Annotated in this window: 17 protein-coding genes; 13 read left to right on the top strand and 4 right to left on the bottom strand. The window is 71.3% G+C overall.

Translation table 11 applies throughout. The features are described 5' to 3' along the window. The first annotated feature begins 319 nt into the window (after nucleotides 1-319). On the top strand, nucleotides 320-2,245 hold the full coding sequence (locus ABEA82_RS09330) for a bifunctional polysaccharide deacetylase/glycosyltransferase family 2 protein (protein ID WP_345661014.1): 1,926 nt from the start codon (nucleotides 320-322) through the stop codon (nucleotides 2,243-2,245). A gap of 61 nt (nucleotides 2,246-2,306) precedes the next feature. Beyond that, the gene (locus ABEA82_RS09325) at nucleotides 2,307-3,497 is read left to right on the top strand and encodes an LCP family protein (protein ID WP_345660876.1); all 1,191 of its coding nucleotides are present in this window, start codon (nucleotides 2,307-2,309) and stop codon (nucleotides 3,495-3,497) included. Between the two features lie 32 nt (nucleotides 3,498-3,529). Here ABEA82_RS09325 and ABEA82_RS09320 read toward each other — a convergent pair whose 3' ends face one another. The 4 genes from ABEA82_RS09320 to ABEA82_RS09305 form a co-directional block, all read right to left on the bottom strand. After that, complete coding sequence (locus ABEA82_RS09320) at nucleotides 3,530-4,708, bottom strand: acyl-CoA dehydrogenase family protein (RefSeq protein ID WP_345660875.1); 1,179 nt, start codon at nucleotides 4,706-4,708, stop codon at nucleotides 3,530-3,532. Between the two features lie 31 nt (nucleotides 4,709-4,739). Then, nucleotides 4,740-5,981: a hypothetical protein gene (locus ABEA82_RS09315; protein WP_345660874.1), complete on the bottom strand. Its 1,242-nt coding sequence runs from the start codon at nucleotides 5,979-5,981 to the stop codon at nucleotides 4,740-4,742. Beyond that, entirely contained in the window at nucleotides 5,971-8,067 is a 2,097-nt protein-coding gene (locus tag ABEA82_RS09310) for a hypothetical protein (RefSeq protein ID WP_345660873.1), read from the bottom strand. Before ABEA82_RS09310 ends, ABEA82_RS09315 begins: the two co-directional genes overlap by 11 nt. Before the next feature lie 336 nt (nucleotides 8,068-8,403). Continuing rightward, nucleotides 8,404-9,123 (bottom strand): hypothetical protein, encoded by a 720-nt coding sequence (locus tag ABEA82_RS09305; protein ID WP_345660872.1) that lies wholly within the window; start codon nucleotides 9,121-9,123, stop codon nucleotides 8,404-8,406. A gap of 493 nt (nucleotides 9,124-9,616) precedes the next feature. On the opposite strand from ABEA82_RS09305, the gene ABEA82_RS09300 reads away from it, so the two are divergent. The 11 genes from ABEA82_RS09300 (at nucleotide 9,617) to ABEA82_RS09250 (ending at nucleotide 17,932) form a co-directional block, all read left to right on the top strand. Next, the gene (locus tag ABEA82_RS09300; RefSeq protein WP_345660871.1) at nucleotides 9,617-10,342 is read left to right on the top strand and encodes a hypothetical protein; all 726 of its coding nucleotides are present in this window, start codon (nucleotides 9,617-9,619) and stop codon (nucleotides 10,340-10,342) included. A gap of 17 nt (nucleotides 10,343-10,359) precedes the next feature. Further along, on the top strand, nucleotides 10,360-11,262 hold the full coding sequence (locus ABEA82_RS09295; protein ID WP_345660870.1) for a hypothetical protein: 903 nt from the start codon (nucleotides 10,360-10,362) through the stop codon (nucleotides 11,260-11,262). Continuing rightward, on the top strand, nucleotides 11,259-12,566 hold the full coding sequence (locus ABEA82_RS09290) for a TadA family conjugal transfer-associated ATPase (RefSeq protein ID WP_345660869.1): 1,308 nt from the start codon (nucleotides 11,259-11,261) through the stop codon (nucleotides 12,564-12,566). The genes ABEA82_RS09295 and ABEA82_RS09290 overlap by 4 nt, the downstream gene beginning before the upstream one ends. 46 nt (nucleotides 12,567-12,612) lie before the next feature. Continuing rightward, nucleotides 12,613-13,560 (top strand): type II secretion system F family protein, encoded by a 948-nt coding sequence (locus tag ABEA82_RS09285; protein ID WP_345661013.1) that lies wholly within the window; start codon nucleotides 12,613-12,615, stop codon nucleotides 13,558-13,560. Then, nucleotides 13,557-14,483: a type II secretion system F family protein gene (locus tag ABEA82_RS09280; protein WP_345660868.1), complete on the top strand. Its 927-nt coding sequence runs from the start codon at nucleotides 13,557-13,559 to the stop codon at nucleotides 14,481-14,483. The genes ABEA82_RS09285 and ABEA82_RS09280 overlap by 4 nt, the downstream gene beginning before the upstream one ends. Before the next feature lie 55 nt (nucleotides 14,484-14,538). Further along, the gene (locus tag ABEA82_RS09275; RefSeq protein ID WP_010041603.1) at nucleotides 14,539-14,790 is read left to right on the top strand and encodes a hypothetical protein; all 252 of its coding nucleotides are present in this window, start codon (nucleotides 14,539-14,541) and stop codon (nucleotides 14,788-14,790) included. Between the two features lie 29 nt (nucleotides 14,791-14,819). Beyond that, nucleotides 14,820-15,278: a TadE family protein gene (locus ABEA82_RS09270; RefSeq protein ID WP_345660867.1), complete on the top strand. Its 459-nt coding sequence runs from the start codon at nucleotides 14,820-14,822 to the stop codon at nucleotides 15,276-15,278. Next, nucleotides 15,278-15,703 carry a TadE/TadG family type IV pilus assembly protein gene (locus ABEA82_RS09265; RefSeq protein WP_345660866.1) on the top strand — a complete coding sequence of 142 codons (426 nt, stop codon included), beginning with the start codon at nucleotides 15,278-15,280 and terminating at the stop codon, nucleotides 15,701-15,703. The genes ABEA82_RS09270 and ABEA82_RS09265 overlap by 1 nt, the downstream gene beginning before the upstream one ends. Continuing rightward, a complete protein-coding gene (locus ABEA82_RS09260; protein WP_345660865.1) occupies nucleotides 15,700-16,158 on the top strand; it encodes a TadE/TadG family type IV pilus assembly protein in 459 nt (152 codons plus the stop codon). Before ABEA82_RS09265 ends, ABEA82_RS09260 begins: the two co-directional genes overlap by 4 nt. A 74-nt stretch (nucleotides 16,159-16,232) precedes the next feature. Next, the gene (locus ABEA82_RS09255) at nucleotides 16,233-16,895 is read left to right on the top strand and encodes a hypothetical protein (protein ID WP_345660864.1); all 663 of its coding nucleotides are present in this window, start codon (nucleotides 16,233-16,235) and stop codon (nucleotides 16,893-16,895) included. Beyond that, nucleotides 16,892-17,932 (top strand): hypothetical protein, encoded by a 1,041-nt coding sequence (locus ABEA82_RS09250; RefSeq protein ID WP_345660863.1) that lies wholly within the window; start codon nucleotides 16,892-16,894, stop codon nucleotides 17,930-17,932. Before ABEA82_RS09255 ends, ABEA82_RS09250 begins: the two co-directional genes overlap by 4 nt. Nucleotides 17,933-17,978: the final 46 nt, after the last annotated feature.

Genomic DNA, 17,978 nt, shown 5'->3' with positions numbered 1-17,978 from the left:
TACACTCGCGCCCCATGCACACCCCCAGCCTCACCAAGTACCGCAAGTCGAGAAGAGGCACCGCCTCACGAGGAGGCCGTGAAGAAGTGGCCGGGGGCGGTGACGCCCCCTGACCTCCGCCGAGTCTCCCCACACCCCCGCCACCCCATCCACCCCCACCCGCCGCAGCAAAGGCCGGCACAAGCAGTCCCGGGACCCCCGGGCCCACTGGCTGCTCCTCGCCCTCACCCTCCCCCTCGTCTTCGCCCTGTTGATCTTCGAGGGCTGGACCCAGCACGAGGTCGACGCCGCGAAGGCGCGGTCGCCCTGTACCTCGCCCGTGCCGGAGGCCGTCGCGAAGGGTGGGCCCGTGATCGGGATCAACCGGGATGGGATCCGGACCGCGGAGATGCCCGCCCGGACCGTCGCGCTCACCTTCGACGGCGGGCCCGACCCCGTGTGGACCCCGCGGCTGCTGGATCTGCTCCGCAGGTACGACGCACGGGCCACCTTCTTCGTGCACGGGGCCCAGGCCGCCCGGCATCCGGAGCTCGTCCGGCGGATCCGGGCCGAGGGGCATGAGATCGGGTCCAACACGTACACCGGGGCCGTGCTGGGCGAGTCCTCCGCGCCCCGCTTCCAGGCCGAGCTCGAGTTGACCCAGAGCGCCCTCGCCGGGACCACCGGGCAGCGTACGAATCTGCTGCGGATGCCCCGTACCACCAGCCCGGACACCCTCTGCGGGCGGGAGTGGCAGGCGGCGCGCAAGGCCACCGGATACGGGTACGTGCTCGTCGCCGCCGACAAGGGAGCACGGAAGCCGGCGCAGGGGATCGTCCGGCAGCTCAGCCAGACGGAGAGCGCGTATCAGGAGGCGCGCAGGCTCCTGAACAACCGGACCGTCGACCGGTTCACCACCGTGTCCGACGGGCTCGAACTCGTGCCGTACACGTCGCCTTCCCCCACCGAGCGCTGGCTGGGGCAGGCGCTGATCTGGGTCACGAGCCTCGGGCAGGTCTTCTCCACCGCCATGATCTGGATCCTCGGTGTGGCCGGTGGGCTGGGTGTGCTGCGGCTGATGCTGCTCGCGTTGTTCGCCCGGGCCCATGTGCGCCGGCTGGAGCGGTTCTCGACCGGGGCGCCGTGGATGCGGGACACCTCCGGACCCGTGACCGTGCTCGTTCCGGCGTACAACGAGGAGGCCGGGATCGGGTCGACCCTGCGGTCGCTGCTCGACTCCACCCACCGCGAGCTCCAGGTCGTCGTCATCGACGACGGGTCCACCGACCGGACCGCCGACATCGCCGAGAACATGGGGGATGCGAGAGTGGAGGTGGTGCGGCAGGTCAACTCCGGGAAGGCCGCCGCTCTCAACACCGGGTTGGCCCATGCTCGTTACGACATTGTCGTGATGGTGGACGCCGACACCGTCTTCGAACCCGACGCCATCGAGCGGATCGTGCAGCCGCTCGCGCACCCGGCCGTCGGCGCCGTCAGCGGCAACACCAAGGTCGGCAACCGGCGTAGCCTGCTGGCCCGTTGGCAGCACCTGGAGTACGTCTTCGGCTTCAACCTCGACCGGCGCATGTTCGAGGTGCTGGAGTGCATGCCGACCGTGCCGGGTGCCATCGGGGCGTTCCGCCGGGACGCGGTGATCGGGGTCGGCGGGGTCAGCGAGGACACCCTCGCCGAGGACACCGACCTGACGATGGCCCTCTGGCGGGCCGGCTGGCGGGTGCTGTACGAGGAGTCCGCCGTGGCCTGGACCGAAGTGCCCACCAGCATCAGGCAGTTGTGGCGGCAGCGGTACCGGTGGTGCTACGGCACACTGCAGGCGATGTGGAAGCACCGGGGGGCTCTCCTCGGCAGGGGCCCCGCGGGGCGGTTCGGGCGGCGCGGGCTGACGTACCTCGCGCTCTTCCAGGTCGCCCTGCCGCTGCTCGCGCCCGTCATCGACGTCTACGCCCTGTACGGGGTGCTGTTCCGGGACCCGTGGGAGTCCGCCGCGGTGTGGTTCGCGTTCCTCGGGGTGCAGATCGTCTGCTCCGGCTACGCGCTGAGACTCGACGGCGAGCCGGTCGGTGCCCTGTGGTCGATGCCGTTCCAGATCGTCGTCTACCGGCAGTTGATGTATCTCGTCGTCATCCAGTCGCTGGTCGCGCTGCTGCTCGGCAGCCGGCTGCGGTGGCAGCGGATGCAGCGGTCCGGGACCGCCGCTGAACAGATCGGTGGGGCCGTCCCGTATAGGAGTGTGCCTATGCGTTGACCCCACGATGACCCCACGACGCCCCCCACAGATCTTCGAGGTGAAGCAGCGGAATGGGCCGATGAGCGACTGGACCGACCCCGCGGGAGGCGACCGCACGGGGCAGGACCTGGGAAGGGTCCCGCCTCCGGCCTTCCGGGTACCCCCGCCCTCGACCCGCACCGCCCCCCTGCCCGGCATGCCCTCGCCCGCCGCGCCCGGCCGCTACGACGGCAGCGGCGAGGGGCACGGTGGCCGCGGGGGCAGCAGGAACCGGCGGCGGCCCACGCGGCGCCGCCGGTTCCTGCGTACGACGGCCGTCCTGTCGTCCGTGCTGCTGCTCGGCGGTGCCGGTACGTACGTCTGGGCCGACACCCGGCTCAACCAGGAGGTCGACCTGGGCGCGCTCGGCGGCCGGGTGCCGAGCGGTGAGGGCACCAACTACCTCGTCGTGGGCTCCGACAGCCGCGAGGGACTGTCGCAGCGGGACAGGAAGCAGCTGAACACCGGGTCGGCCGAGGGCCGCCGCACCGACTCGGTGATCCTGCTGCACACCGGCGCGAACGGCACCACCATGCTGAGCCTGCCCCGCGACTCCTGGGTGACGCTGCCGCCGTACGTCGATCCCGACACCGGCAGGAGCTACCGCGCCGCGCCGAACAAACTCAACGCGGCGTTCTCGCTGGGCGGTCCCGACCTGCTCGTGCGGACCGTGGAACGCAACACCGGTGTGCGCGTCGACCACTACGCGGAGATCGGCTTCGCCGGCTTCGTGGGCGTGGTGGACGCAGTCGGCGGCGTGGACCTGTGCCTGGACAAGGCCGTCCGGGACGAGGACTCCGGCGCGAACCTGCCCGCCGGTTGCCAGACCCTCGACGGCGCCGAGGCCCTGGCCTTCGTACGGCAGCGCAAGCAGGAGGCCGAGGGGGACCTGGGCCGGACCCGCAACCAGCAGAGATTCCTCGCCGCCCTCGCCCGCAAGGCCGTCACCCCGCAGACCCTCGCCGACCCGTCCAAGTCCTTCCCGACCCTGCGCGCCGGCCTCGACACGCTCATCGTCGACGAGGGCACGGAGCTGCCCGACCTCATGTCGCTCTTCGAAGCTCTGCGCAAGGCCGCCTCGGGCGGGGGCCGGCAGCTGAACGTGCCCGTGGCCGACCCGAACCTGCGCACCTCCAAGGGCAGCGCGGTGAAGTGGGACGACCGGCGGGCCCGCGCCCTGTTCACCGCACTGCGGGAGGACCGCACACCACCCAGCACCCGGGGCGGCTGAGGGAGCGGCCAGAGGAGCGGCTAGAGGAGCGGCTAGAGGAACGGCGTCCCCGGGTCCAGCCCCGCCAGCACCCTGCCGTACAGCTCCAGACTGGTCGCCGGGTGGACGAACGCGTGCAGGTTCAGCGCCCGCAGATCGCGTACGGTCCGCTGGATCGGCACCTCCTCGTGCAGGGAGGACGCGCCCGAGGCCGAGCCGATCAGCTCGGCGGCCTCCAGGCACAGCCGCGCCACGTAGCCGCTCCGCGCCCGGACTCCGGCCCGTTCCTCGGTCGTGTACGGCTCCCCGCTCGCCGCCCGCGACTGAAGCAACGCGATGATCTCGTCGGTCAGATGCTCGGCGCAGGAGATCTTCAACGCCGCCTCGGCCGCCTGAAGATGTGTGACGGGCGCTTCGCTCTGCCGCTCGTAGAAGGTGTACGTGATGCCCCGCCGGTGGATCCGCTCGCGGAACTCCGCCAGTGCCGAACGGGCGAGCCCGAGGGCGTTCGGGGTCGCCCAGGCGCAGAACATCAGCAGGACCGGCACCCGGTAGAACGGGTCGTCGGCGTTGGCCTTCGACGCGAACGAGCCGCCGAGCAGCGGTCCGACCGGCAGCACCCGGTGGGGCGGTACGACGACGTCGTGCGCGACGACGGTGTTGCTGCCGCTGCCCGCGAGACCCGTCACCCGCCAGTCGTCGAGGATCTCCAGCTCGGCCACGGGCACGGCGGTCCACACCGCGTCCGGCCGGCCCTCGACCCGGGCCGTCAGCAGATGCCAGTCGGCGTCGCGGCATCCGGTGGCGAAGGGGGAGGTGCCGTTCACCACGTAGCCGCCGTCGTCCGTCAGGACCGCCGTCGCGCCCGGGATCAGGGTGCCGCCGACCCGGACGTCGGGGCCGGTGAAGATCTCGTCCTGCGCCTCGTCGGGGAAGAGCGCGGCGACGTACGCGCACCCCGCCTGGATCAGCGACATGAACCCGGCCGAACCGCACGCGGCGGAGACCTCGGCCAGCGCGTCGACCTGGGTGCGCAGGGAGCTCTGGTAACCGCCGTACCGCCGGGGCACGTTCATCCGCTGGATCCCGGTGGCCGTCAGGGCGTCCACGACCTCCCGCGTCACCCGCCGCTCCCGCTCGGCGCGCAGGGCGTGCTCGCGGACGAGGGGCCCGAGCGCGCGCACGCGTTCGACCAGGTCCGTGTCGGTTGGAGGTGCGGTGCCAGCGGTCATGGCTGCACCGTGAACCCCCGCACGTCCGGTGTCAACGGGCCCTTGCGCGGGATGAGTTGAACCCGGCCAAGGGGGACATCAGTGAGCCGTACCCCGTCGCGGCCCACACGCTTCGCCCGCCCGGCAGCTCGAAGTAGGGGACCGTGCGGCCGTCCCGTGCCGTGTCGGTCAGCACCTCGGGCGCGCGGCGCCTGCGCAGCGCGTCCGCGCACTCCTCGCACACCGCCACGTCGAGCCGCTCGCGCCGGCCCAGGGGACGCCAGCCGGTGCGGCGGGCGGCACGGCCGTGCAGCGGGTTGAAGAAGCAGAGGGGCAGGCCGGGGGAGCCGGACAGGGCGTCGCGGCCCTCCTGGGCCAGGGCCAGCACGCCCGCCAGGTCCGGCAGGCCCCGGGCCTCGTCGAGGACCGTGCCGGCGGCGGCGTAGGCGTCGAGGGCGTGCTGGAGTCCGGGTGTCGTGGAGACGTCGGCGGCCTGGGTCGTCTCGCCGAGGGCCAGGACCTCCGCCTCCGCCCGGCGCCGCAGCTCCGCCTCGTCGGCCGCGCGGGCCGTCGCGAACACCAACTGGGGTACGGCCGTAGTGGCCGCGCGGGAACGGAGCACGGTCCGGGTCGCTAGGACGGTCAGGGCCAGGGCCGGTACGGCGACGAGGGACCACAGCAGCCAACCGGACTCGCCGGAGCCGGAGCCGGATCCGGAGTCGGACTTGGCGGGCGAGGAGCCGTCGCCGTCCAGGTCCGAGGTCGCCTCCTCGTACCGCTGCGTGCCCTTGCCCTCCGCGACCAGGTCCACCGCCTTGGCCGTCACATCGGCCAGCCCGGCATCCCGCGTCTCCTCCATGAAGCCGGCGGCCGACACGGCGTCACGGGTCTGGTGGGTGTCGGACGGCCACTCGTATCCCCTGAGGGAGTCCGAAAAGTCGCTGTCCGTCGTGATGAGAATGAGCTCCCGCCGCTCCGGAAGCCGGTCCCGGACGGTCCCCGCCAGGACGTCGGAGTCGCCGTCGAACGCGTCACCCTTGGCGAAGGGCCGGAGCACGACCTTGATGGGCAGGCCCGTCCGCCGGATCCGGTCCGCCAACTGCCGCTGCCGGGCGGGCGGTACGGCGTCGGCGTAGGACTCGTCGACGTAGACGGGGGAGGTGCGCAGGGCGTTCGCGATGCGCTGCCCGGCGCTCGGCCCGTCGCCGTCCGCCGCCCGGGCGGGCGTGCCGGCGAGGGCCGTCAGCAGCAGCGCCGCGAGGGCGGTGATCACGCGCTTGACGTCAGTGGACACCTGCGGTCTCCCTCACCTTGTCGATGACGCGGGCGATTCCCTCGGGTACGGCCGACAGCGGGCCGTCGGTCGCCTCGTAGTACGGCAGGCGGCTGCCGCCGGACTCGGCGCCGGGCAGCTTCAGCAGTCGGTCCGGGATGCTGCCCGGATAACCGATCGCAGTGTCGCGGCAAGGCTCGCAGACGGGCAGCATGCGGCGGTTGTTGCGTTCCCCGGAGACGCGCACGTGACGGCGGCCGACGGCGGGCCCGTGCAGGGGATTGACGCCGCAGCACCGCTCCGTCGGCTCACCGGCGAGCGCGGCGCGGCCCGCTCGCGCGAGCACGATGACGGTGACCAGGGTCGCCGGGTCCGCGCTCCGTTCCCGGGTGCGGCCGGGGTCGCCGTCGACGAGGAGCAGTGCCGCGTCGAGACAGTCCCAGGCACGCCCGTGCTCGCCCTGGTCGTTGAACTCCCGGGTCAGGGAGGTGAGTTCGGTATGCGCGGTACGTCGCAGGTCCGACGCCGACACCGTGGCCGGCGCCTGCGTCGGCGACTCGTGCGAGGCGGGGCTCCGCCGGAGCAGCCGGCCGACGAGCCATGTCAGCCCGGCCGCGATCCCGGACAGCAGGAGCGCCAGGAAGGCGCCCACGAACAGGCCGGGCCAGAAGTCGGTGGCGAAGAGGGGCGGGAGGGCGTTCTCCTCGGCGGCCCTCGGAGCGGGGGCCGGTGCGGACTCGAACCCGGGCCGGTCCGTGCGCGGGGTCTCGTCGAGGAAGGTCATCAGCGCGTCGAGGCGCTCGCCCATGAGGTGGTCGTCGGCCTCCTCCGCCTTGCTGTCGCCGTACGCGACGGAGTCCGGCAGGTCCAGGAAGAGGTGGTTGGAGTCCAGGCGCAGGCCGTGGTTGTAGACGTCGATCGTGCCGTCGGCCGGATCGGCGACCACGTACACCCCGTCCACGCCCACCTTGGCGTGCACAGCCGCGGCGAACAGGTCCGCGTCGCCGGCCGACTCGCTCTCGGGCGTCTGCGGCACGAGGGAGACGTACACCGGGCCGCCGCCGTCGGAACGCCGGAAGTCCCGGATCCGCTCGTGCAGCCGGTCCTGTTGGCGGGCGTCGAGGACGCGCGGGCTCTCCGGGTCCGCGTACACGGGGTCCTGCTTCAGGCCGGCCGCGACCCGTTCGACACGGGCGGAGAGGTCGGCGGGGGAGGGGATCGGTGCCGCGCTGGACCTGGTCTCGTCGAAGACGACGGGGGCGGTGAGGGCGATCGCGGCGGCCGTGAGGGCGGCCGTGCCGGGCACCACCCACCGGGGCAGACGCCGTCCGGCCCCGGAACGCCGGCGGCGGCGCCGCACGTACCCGGCCGACAGCATGATCAGCAGCGGGACGCCGGTCAGCAGCGTCCCCGTGTGCAGCGACTGGTTGTTGCGGTCGGACGGGCCGATGTACATCTCGGCGGGCTCGTCGCTCCCGTGCTTCGTGCGCGCCTCCTCGGCACGGGCGGTGGCCTTCTCGCCGCCCAGGGCGATGACGTCGACGAAACGCTCGAAGCTGAGCAACGGGCCCGCATCGTAGGGGAGTTCGTAGAGCGAGACGGTCGAGGCGGCGTCGGCCGGTGCGCGCACCCCGTAGGCCGCGGCTTCCGCGACCTCCCCCTCGTCGACCAGCACGTACAGTCCGTCCCGGCCCAGCCGGTCGTGCACGGCGCCGAGCAACTGCCTGCCGTCGAAGCTGCTCTGGGAAGGCAGGACCAGGACGTAGGTCGGGACGCCCGTCCGCTTCGCGAGCCGGGCGAAGTCGGGGGCCGTGGACCGGGGGAGCTCGCGGGGGAGCTGGTCGGTGACGTAGACCGGGTTCTCGCGCAGGCGGTCGGCGAGGTAGGCGGCCTGGGTGCCCGGGGTGGGGGCGTCCGCTGCCAGGGACCGCGTGGCGTCCGCTGCCCGGGTCGGCGTGGCATCCGCTGCCCGGGCCGTGGCGGTGGCGGTTGCGAAGAGGGCCGTCAGTGCGCCGAGGGCCAGCAGCAGCCGCAGGAGCCGGGTGCGGCCGCTACTTCTTGCCGGAATGCGCCCTGCGTGCGCCCCGTTTGCCGCGACTGCCCTCATCGGTGTTCCCCCGCCGTCCGATCGCTGTCCCGGCCGCACTCTACTCGGGACTTCGCGAGTGCTACAGATCACCCGGTCGCGGCTCGGCCGGGTCTCCGGCGGACCGGGTCGCGGCTCGGCCGGGTCCCCGGCGGACCGGGTCGCGGCTCGGCCGGGTCTCAGCGGGCCCGGGCCGCGGCTCGGCGAGTTCCCGGCGGATCCGGTCGAGCTGCGACCGGTCCCCGGCGGATCCGGTCGAGCCGCGACCGGTCCCCGGCGGATCCGGTCGAACCGCGACTACCGCGACCCGGTCCCCGGCGGTACTGACCCGGTGGCCGAGGACTGTCACCGGCAGTCTCAGCCGAGCTTCGCGTTCTGCGCCTTCACCACCGCCGCCGGGAGCTTGGCGTCTCCCGGCCGGTCCTGGACCATGGCCCCGCCGTCGACGGAGAAGTAGACGGCGACGACCTCGCCGCTACGGACGGCCTGGGCGTGCATGGTGTGGGTGATGCCCTGGAAGGTCGTCGTGGCGCGGAACGCGATCGACTGGTCACCGGCCTGCGCCACGGGCTTCTCGGTGGTGACGGAGTCGTACTTGCTCGTGCCGTTCGCCTTCGCCGTGAAGCCATCGCCGCATGCGTCAACTCCCTTGGACAGCCCGGCGAACGCCGACTCCGCCTTGCCCGGGGCGTACGTCGTGAGCGTGATGTACGTGAACTTGCTCCCCTCCGGAACATGGCGGGTCAGGTCGGCCTGCGGCTCGCCGACGGCCAGTTGGTGCATCGCGAGGGCCAGCTGGGCGCAGGCCGGCTTGTCGACCGTCACGTCGTCCGCGGACTTGGCGAAGACGTACTCGTCGTCCTGCTTCGAAGGGGTCTTCACATCGAGGCCGGGCACATCGGCCTTCGTGATCATCAACTTCGCGAGCCGCTCCGCCGGAGTCACCTGCTTCGCCCGGGAGGCGGACGGCTCGGGCTTGTCGGCCGCCGCTTCCGAGCCGGTGCTCCCGCCGCACGCGGTGAGCGTGGTGAGGGACAGCAGGGAAAGGGCGGAGACGGCGAGCACGGCTCGCTTCATGAGGGACTCCTCGTGGGGGGATGACGACCTGGATGAGGACGCCGCCGCACTTTACTGAACCCCACCGTCCGCTCCCGACGGTCCATCGCTCGGATCGGTGTTCACCCCCACGAGGCAAGAGCGCATGGCGACGGAGCCCCGACTTCGTGAGTGAATCGTGCAGGCATGATGGCCGAGAGGTGGTGAACGCCTCGGGCCGGGCGCGTTCACGTGGTCGCGGTTGATTCGCTTCAGCACAGCTGACCTGCCGTTTCAGGCCTTTGCCCAACAGGCCCCCGGCTGCCGGAAGTTGCAGATGGGTAACGACGTGCGGGGTGCGTTCCCTGAGTTCGGACGCGCCTTGAGGGGCTTATGTGCGGCTGATACGGTGCCATGGCTTGACACTCACTTCGGCGCTGGCTATTCGGCCAGCTCAGGCACTGCTTCAGAGGGCCGAGAAGTGTGAAGTGTCCTATTTGGTAGATAACTTCTTGGGTGTACGGGGAGCGGTTGCGTGAAGATCCAAGAGCGTACGGGGGCGGGCGCCGGTCGTTCCGCCGCTCCGGCTCAGCCGTCGGTCGGCGACCGGCTTCCCACACCACCTCGCGAGCGCAAACCGGCCCTGGCCGCGCTCGCGGTGCTGCTCATCCTGGTGGGCGCGCTGGGCGCGACGATGCTCGTGCTGCAGGCCGGTGACCGGATCGAGGTCGTCAAGGTGACGAAGGAGATCCAGGCCGGGGAGTCCGTCGGCGACAACGTCACCTCGGTGATGGTCGCCGCCGACGACAGCGTCAACTACATCAAGTGGGAGCAGCTGAGCACCCTCAAGACCCTCAAGGCCAGGACCACGATCTACAAGGACACGGTCGTGATGGGCCAGATGTTCGCCAAGACGGCGAGCCTCCCCGCCGGCAAGGCCTCCGTGGGCCTCGCCCTCAAGGAGGGCACGTACCCCGCGGACATCAAGGCCGGTGACGTCGTCTCCGCCTACCGCGTCAGCACCACCGGTTCCAGCTCGAACAACTCCGACAGCAACACCGGCTCGGGCGGCACTTCGACCTCCGGCAGCGGTGCCATCGTCGAGAACGCGCGCGTGAACAGCGTCAACGAGGACGACGACGCCACCGTGAGCACGGGCAACCTCTCGCTCACCCTCCTCGTCGACGAGGCCGACGCGGCCGCGCTCGCCTCCGCGGCGGCCGCGAACCAGGTCGCCATCGTGCACGTCCCCGGCAACTAGAAGGCGGCACCCGACCCATGGCGCTCATCGCTCTCGCCGCCGACAAGGGTTCCCCCGGCGTCACCACCGCGGCCGTCGCTCTCTCGGCGGTCTGGCCGCGGCGTGTCCTGCTCGCCGAGGCGGACCCGGCGGGCGGTGACCTCGTCTACCGCAGTGCCGCCGCGCACGGCGGACCGCTCGACCCCAACACCGGCATGCTGTCCATCGCCGCCACCGCGCGCCGCGGACTCGCGCCGGACCAGCTCTGGGACCACGTACAGCCGCTCAGCGGCGGGCTCGAAGTGCTCGTCGGGCTCGGCATCTCCGAGCAGGCGGCCGGGCTCGCGGGGCTGTGGCCGACCCTCGGGCACGCCTTCGCCTCCCTCGCCGACTCCCCGCACGCCGCCGCCGACGTCATAGCCGACTGCGGCCGCATCAGCGGGGACACCCCCGCCGTCGAGCTGTTCCCGCACGCCTCGCTCGTACTGCTCATCTCGCGCACCGAGCCGGAGGCCCTCGCCCGCGTCCGCGACCGTGCCGCCGCCCTGGCCGGCAAGCTGCACGGCGGCCCGCGCGGCGCCGCGACCCTCGCCAACCCGGTGATCGGCGTCGTGCTGATCGCCGACACCGGCACGGCGGGCAAACTCGCCTCGCAGGTCAACGACATGCTCGTGCACGCCCAGACCGGCGCCCGCGTGGTCGGCACCATCGCCGACGACCCGGCCGGCGCCGACCAGCTGGCCGGCCGCAGGCGCGGCCGTCTCGACAAGTCGCTGCTGATCCGCTCGGCCCGCAAGGTCGCCGCCGACCTGTACCAGCAGTACGGCGCCGCCTGGGCCGCCTCCGCCCAGGCGAACCAGGCCCACCAGGCTCAGCAGGCCCATCACGTCCAGCACCAGCACCCGGGCCCGATGCAGGGCCACGCGGGGGCCGGAACATGACCGCTGTCGACCACCAGTTGGTCAAGCGGTTCCGCCAGGACGCCGGCGACCGTATCGCCGAGCAGCGACGGCAGGACCAGATCAACAACGTCACTCCGATGTCCACGGAGGACGAACGACAGTACGCCCGTGCCGTCATAGCCCAGATCCTGGAGGAGTACGCCCGCGCCGAGATCAACGCGGGCCGTACGCCGCTGGACGCCGAGACCGAGGAGCAGTACGCGGCCGCCGTGCACGCCGCGCTGTTCGGCGTCGGCCGGCTCCAGCCGCTGCTGGACAACCCCGAGGTCGAGAACATCGACATCAACGGGTGCGACCAGGTCTTCGTCGGATACGCCGACGGGCGCGAGGTGAAGGGCGACCCGGTCGCCGAGACCGACGAGGAGCTCATCGAGCTCATCCAGGTCCTCGGCGCCTACTCGGGTCTGTCCTCCCGTCCCTTCGACTCGGCCAACCCGCAGCTCGACCTGCGCCTGCCCGACGGTTCGCGTCTGTCGGCCGTCATGGACGTCGCCCGGCGCCCCGCGCTGTCCATCCGCCGGGCGCGCATGGGCAAGGTGTTCATCTCCGACCTCGTCGGCAACGGGACCCTCTCGCCCGAGGTCGCCCACTTCCTGGCCTGCGCGGTCCGCGCCCGCAAGAACATCATGATCGCCGGTGCCACCAACGCCGGTAAGACCACGCTCCTGCGCGCCCTCGCCAACGAGATCCCGCCGCACGAGCGCCTCATCACCGTCGAGCGGGCCCTGGAGCTCGGCCTCGACACCTTCCCCGACCTGCACCCGAACGTCGTCGCCTTCGAGGAGCGCCTGCCCAACTCCGAGGGGCAGGGCTCCATTCCGATGGCGGAACTGGTGCGACGCTCGCTGCGTATGAACCCCTCCCGCGTCATCGTCGGTGAGGTCCTCGGCGACGAGATCGTCACGATGCTCAACGCGATGTCGCAGGGCAACGACGGCTCGCTGTCCACGATCCACGCCAACAGCTCCCACGAGGTCTTCAACCGTATCTCCACCTACGCGTTGCAGGCCTCCGAGCGGCTGCCCATCGAGGCCAGCCAGATGCTGATCGCGGGCGCGGTCAACTTCGTCGTCTTCATCCAGCGGCGCAACAACTTCGGCAACGGCGGCCGCCTCCAGCGCATGGTCACCTCCGTCCGCGAGGTCAACGGCGTCGACGGACGCGTCCTGTCCAGCGAGGTGTTCGCCGAGGCTCCCGACGGCCGTATCGTGCCGCACGCCCCCATAGCCTGCCTGGAGGAACTGATGGCACACGGGTACCGGCCGACCGGGACCTGGGGGTGAGCCGGCGGTGAACACGACTCCCGCAGCGCTCGGCTCGCTCGGCTCCATGGGCGGCCTGTTCTCCACCACCGTCCTGTACTCGATCGGCAGCGGCGTCGCCGTGGGCGGCGGCATAGCCCTGCTGCTCATCGCCGTACGAGGACTGCCCGCCAAGCCCGACCACGAGAAGCAGAAGGCCGCCCAGCGGGCCAGTGAACTCATCCGCTTCGCCGGGCAGCGCGGCTCACTCGCCGCGATCGTCGGCCTGGTCGTCCTCGTCCTCACCCGCTGGGCCGTCGCGGGCCTCGCGGCCGGCATCCTCGTCTTCTTCTGGGACCGCCTGTTCGGCGGCGCCGGCGAGGAACGGGCCGCCATGCGCCGCGTCGAGGCCCTGGCCTCCTGGACGGAGTCCCTGCGCGACACCATCGCCGGCGCGGTGGGCCTGGAGCAGGCCATCCCGGCCTCCGCCCGCGCCGCCGCCCCGGTCCTGCGCCCGCACCTCGACGCCCTCGTCGACCGCCTGCGCGCCCGCACCCCGCTGCCCGAGGCGCTCCAGCACCTCGCCGACGAGATCGACGACGCCTCCGCCGACATCATCGTCGCGGCGCTGATCCTCAACGCCCGGCTGCGCGGCCCGGGTCTGCGCCAAGTCCTCGGCGCCCTGGCCAAGTCGGCCCGCGAGGAGGTCGACATGCGCCAGCGCGTGATGGCGCAGCGGGCCTCGACCAGGCGCTCGGTGCAGATCGTCGTCGCGGTCTCGATCGCCTTCGTCCTCGGCCTGTCCATCTTCAACCGCGACTTCGTGGAGCCGTACGGCACGCCCGCCGGCCAGCTCGTCCTGGCCTGTGTCTGCGGCCTGTTCGCGCTCGGCTTCTGGTGGCTGCGCAAGCTGTCCACCATCGAGACTCCGGAGCGCTTCCTGGTACGTGACGAGGCGTCCGTCCAGTTCGTCCGTCCCAGGACGCCGTCGCAGTCGTCCCAGCAGCTGCCGCAGGAAGAGGGGGTACGGCGATGAACCTGACGATGCCGCTCGTCGTCGGCGCCATCATCGGCCTGGGCGTCTACGCCCTGGTCCGCGCCCTCATGCCGAGCAAGCGGAGCGCGATCTCACAGGTCGCGCGGATCGACGCGATGCGGGCCCGCAGCTCCGCCGCCTACGAGTCGGCGCGCGCCGAGCGGGAGAAGGGCCGCCTCGGCGCCCTGCGAGCCGAAGTCGGCCTGAGGGTCTCGGAGTTCTACCTCCAGCAGGGCTGGGAGCAGCGCTCGCTGCGCGCGGACCTGGCCGTCCTGGAGCGCAGCTGGGAGAAGTTCCTGGCGACGAAGGTGCTGCTGGGTGTCGCGGGCCTGTTCTTCGGCCCGTTCCTGTTCGCCATCGTCTGGACGCTGGGTGTGGGCAGGAGCCCGATCATCCCGGTCTGGCTGGCCCTGCTCTTCGCACTGATCTTCTTCTTCCTGCCGGACCTCGAGGTACGGCGGGACGCGGCCGAGAAGCGGCGCGACCTCCGGCGCGTGATCGGCGCGTACCTCGACCTGGTGTCGATGAGCCTGGCCGGTGGACGCGGTCTGCCGGAGGCCCTGATGGCGGCGGCGGAGGTCTCGGACGGCTGGGCCAACCAGCGCATCCGCAACGCCCTGTCCGACGCCCGGATCACCGGCGTCAGCCAGTGGCAGGCACTGGGCGCGCTGGGCGAGGAGATCGGTGTGGAGGAGCTCAAGGACCTCTCCGCCTCGCTGGCCCTGGTCGCGGACGACGGTGCGAAGGTCCGCGAGTCCCTCGCCTCCCGCGCCGAGACGATGCGGCACCGCGAACTCGCGGAGATCGAGGGCAGCGCGGGTGAGAAGTCCCAGTCGATGCTCGTCGCGCAGCTGCTGCTGTGCGCCGGATTCCTGGTGTTCCTGATCTTTCCGGCGGCGATGCGGGTGTTCCAGGTGCAGTGAGCGAACTTCACAACTCCAGAACCTCCGTGAACCGAATTCGAAAGGACAAGTCGTCATGAACGGACGCAACTTCCACACCGGCATTCCCGCCGTGGACTTCCTGGTCACCTTCCTCCAGGCCCGTACCGAGCGGGCCCGCTCCGGCGAGCTCGACCGCGGTGCCTCCGCGGTCGAGTGGGTCATCATCTCGGCGGTCGTCGTGGCGATCGTCGGTGTGGTCGCCGCGATCATCAACGCCGCGCTGAGCGAGGGCGCCAACAAGGTCGGCGACTGCATCAAGGGTGCGGACGCGGGCAAGACCTGCTGATCTTCTCAGGAGCAACGGGGTTCACGGGGATGCCGGCAGACGTGAGCAGACGGATACGCCGCAGGGTGCGGGCCGCGCGGAGAGCGGCGGCCGCCCGCGGTGACTCCGGCATGACCGCGATCGAGTTCGTGCTGCTCACCCCGGTCCTGTTCTTCATGATCTTCGCGACGGTGCAGTTCGCGCTGTACTTCTTCGCCGACCACGTGGCCCAGGCGGCGGCCCAGGCCGGAGCCCGCAAGGCCCGCGCCACCGCCGACGAACACCCCGGCGCGTGGCGGGGCGAGGCCCAGGACGTGGTGGACAGCTACATCCAGCAGCTGGGCCCGCAGCTGGTGCTGTCGCCGGACGTGACGATGGTGCAGCCGCAGCCGAACACGGTGGGTGTGGAGATCGCGGCGCGGGTGCCTACGGTGTTTCCGGGGCTTGATCTGACGGTGCACGCGCAGTCGGCCGGCCCCGTGGAGCGGTTCGTTCAGGAGGAGAACTGATGGATCCGTCTCCTCCACAGAACGTCCGGCTGACGGACGACCGGGGCCTGTCCACCGTCGAAGTGGTGATCCTGGCACCGGTGATGATCCTGTTCATCCTGGTCCTGGTGGCCTTCGGCCAGTTGGTGGACGGCCGAGGAGCGCTCGACGGAGCGGCCCGGGATGCCGCCCGCGCCGGCTCCATCCAGAAGAACCACGCGACGGCCATGGCCGAGGCCAAGAAGGCCGCTGAGGCCAACTTGGCGGACGTCTGCTCGGGCCCCGTGTCCGTCGTCCAGACGAGCCAGGGCTTCGAGCCGGACACCATCTTCACGGTCGAGGTGAGCTGCCAGGTCCGGGGCCTCGCCATGCTCGGCCTCGACGTCCCGACGAGGCTGACGGCGAGCTTCAGCTCTCCGCTCGACCCGTTCCGGAGGTCGGCGTGAGGTACTGCCAGTCTTGGTGGGCCGCCCGCCGCGCGCACCTGGACGACCGAGGCTCCGGCGCCGGCGCGGTCATCATCTTCACCCTGGTCTTCCTCTCCCTGTCGGCGTTCGTCATCGACGGCGGCCTGTCCATCTCCAAGCGGGAACGCGCCGCCGACATCGCCGAACAGGCGGCCCGTTACGCCGCCCAGGACATCGACCGGGACGCCCTCTACGAGAACGAGGGCGGCCCGGCGCCGATCAACTTCGGGAACTGCAACGCCCGCGTGAAGACCTTCGCCCGCGAGATGGACATGACGGGCGCGGACATCGCGGCGACCCACTGCGTGGCGGCCGACGCCCAGCAGGTGGAGGTCGAGGTGCAGCTCACGTACTCCCCGGTCTTCACCGGGATGTTCTACGGCGGTGACGTGGTCGTCCACGGGCAGGCGGTGGCGGAGAACGAGGTGGGCTGATGCCCGAGCCCTCCGTCGCCTCCCGCTCTCCCCGACTCCGCTGAGCACGATTCCCCCACTGGAGGTACAACCCCATGCGCACACGCACGACCACGGCGGCCGCGGCCGCCCTGACCGCGGCGGTGGCGCTGCTGCTGACGGGCTGCGGTGGCTCGGACGACGCGTCGAACTCAGGAGACGGTGACAAGATCGCGGGTGCGGACTCGGGGTCGGGTTCGTCGAAGCCGTCGGCTTCGGCCTCGGCCGACAACATCGACCGGCCGGAGATCAAGCTGCCGTCCGACGTGGAGAACGTCTTCGAGGGCGGGTCGACCGGGGATCCGGTGAAGGACGCGGTGCTCGCGGACAACGAGCGGATGATCAACTCGATCGACGAGGCCATCACCGTGGACGGAGGCAAGCACCCGGCGCTGAAGTTCTACAGCAAGGACGACGCGCTGCTCGCTGCCGCGACGTACGTGCAGTCCTTCGCCGACGCCGGAACCACGTGGACCGGCCAGACGCGCTACTACGACCGCGAAGTCACCCTGGACGGCAAGACGTCCGCGACAGTGACGTACTGCGGTGACGAGACGAAGTCGTTCAGCAAGGACCGCAAGACCAAGGAGGTCAAGCGTACGCCCGGCGACGCGGACGACTACGTCTCCTACAACGCGCGGATGGAGAAGAACGCCAAGGGCGTCTGGCAGGCCGCGAAGGTGACGTCCCAGCGAGGAGCGGAGCAGTGCCGACCGTGACATCCACGCGTATGCGAGTGCAGATCGCCATCCTGCTCGCACTGCCGTTGGCCCTCGTGCCGACGATGGCGCAGGCCGGGAGCAAGACGGGCGACGGGGCCAGCCTGGGCGACGCGAAGGGCGGCAGGAAGGGCCAGAACATCACCGTCCAGACCAAGGTGCGGACGACGGTCGACGGTGCCTCCCACACGGCCAAGACCGGTTCCCTGTCGTCCGCCGACGGCAACTGGACGCCCCCGGCCTGCTGGTACGAGCCCGCGTTCTCGCCCAAGGAGATCCAGGCCACGGTGAAGGCGTGGCGGGGCTTCGACATCTCCCTCCTCGACGGCATCGGGGACTTCATCGGGGACGCTTTGGACACCCGGTACAAGGACGGGCACCCGTACAAGAACTACAACCTGGACAAGCAGGGCGAGGGCATGTTCTGGGCGGCGGCGGTGAACCCGAACCGCAAGGACGACCCCGAAGCCAACTCCTGTGACAAGCCGCCCTTCTGGGTCGACGAGGGTGAGCCCCCGAAGGAACCCCTGGCCGTCTCCCCGCAGGTCCTCGCCGAGTACGCCTACGACGAACTCCCCGTCCCCGACACCGAGATCGAGATGGCCCCGACGGACAAGTCGACGGTCAACCTGCCCACCTGGATCTGGCTCGACAAGGCCAAGTTCAAGAAGCGGTCGGTGACGGCGAGCCTCCCCGGTACGGGCCTGTCGGCGACCACCACCGCCGAACCCGTCTCCCTGCACATCGAACCGGGCACGGCCGACGCCCAGACGTACCCGTCCTCCGGCGAATGCGCGATCAACGCGGACGGCAGCATCGGCGAGCCGTACGCGAAGGGCAAGGCCGACCAGACCCCGCCCTGCGGTGTGAGCTACCTGCGCGCCACCGGCGACGACGGCCCCTTCCCCCTGCGGGCCACGGTGACCTGGAAGATCAGCTGGACGAGCACGAACGGTCAGGGCGGCGACCTGCCCGACGGCACATTCGGCACGACCCAGGACGTCACGGTGCGGGAGATCCAGTCGGTGAACCGCTGATCCGGAACCTTCGACGGATCTGCACACCGTTCACCGTGAGGCCGTG

The organism is Streptomyces venetus, from assembly GCF_039540295.1.
GTDB classification, from domain to species: domain Bacteria; phylum Actinomycetota; class Actinomycetes; order Streptomycetales; family Streptomycetaceae; genus Streptomyces; species Streptomyces venetus.
The sequence above is the reverse complement of the archived record's forward strand: the minus strand, read 5'-3'. Positions and strand labels throughout refer to the sequence as shown.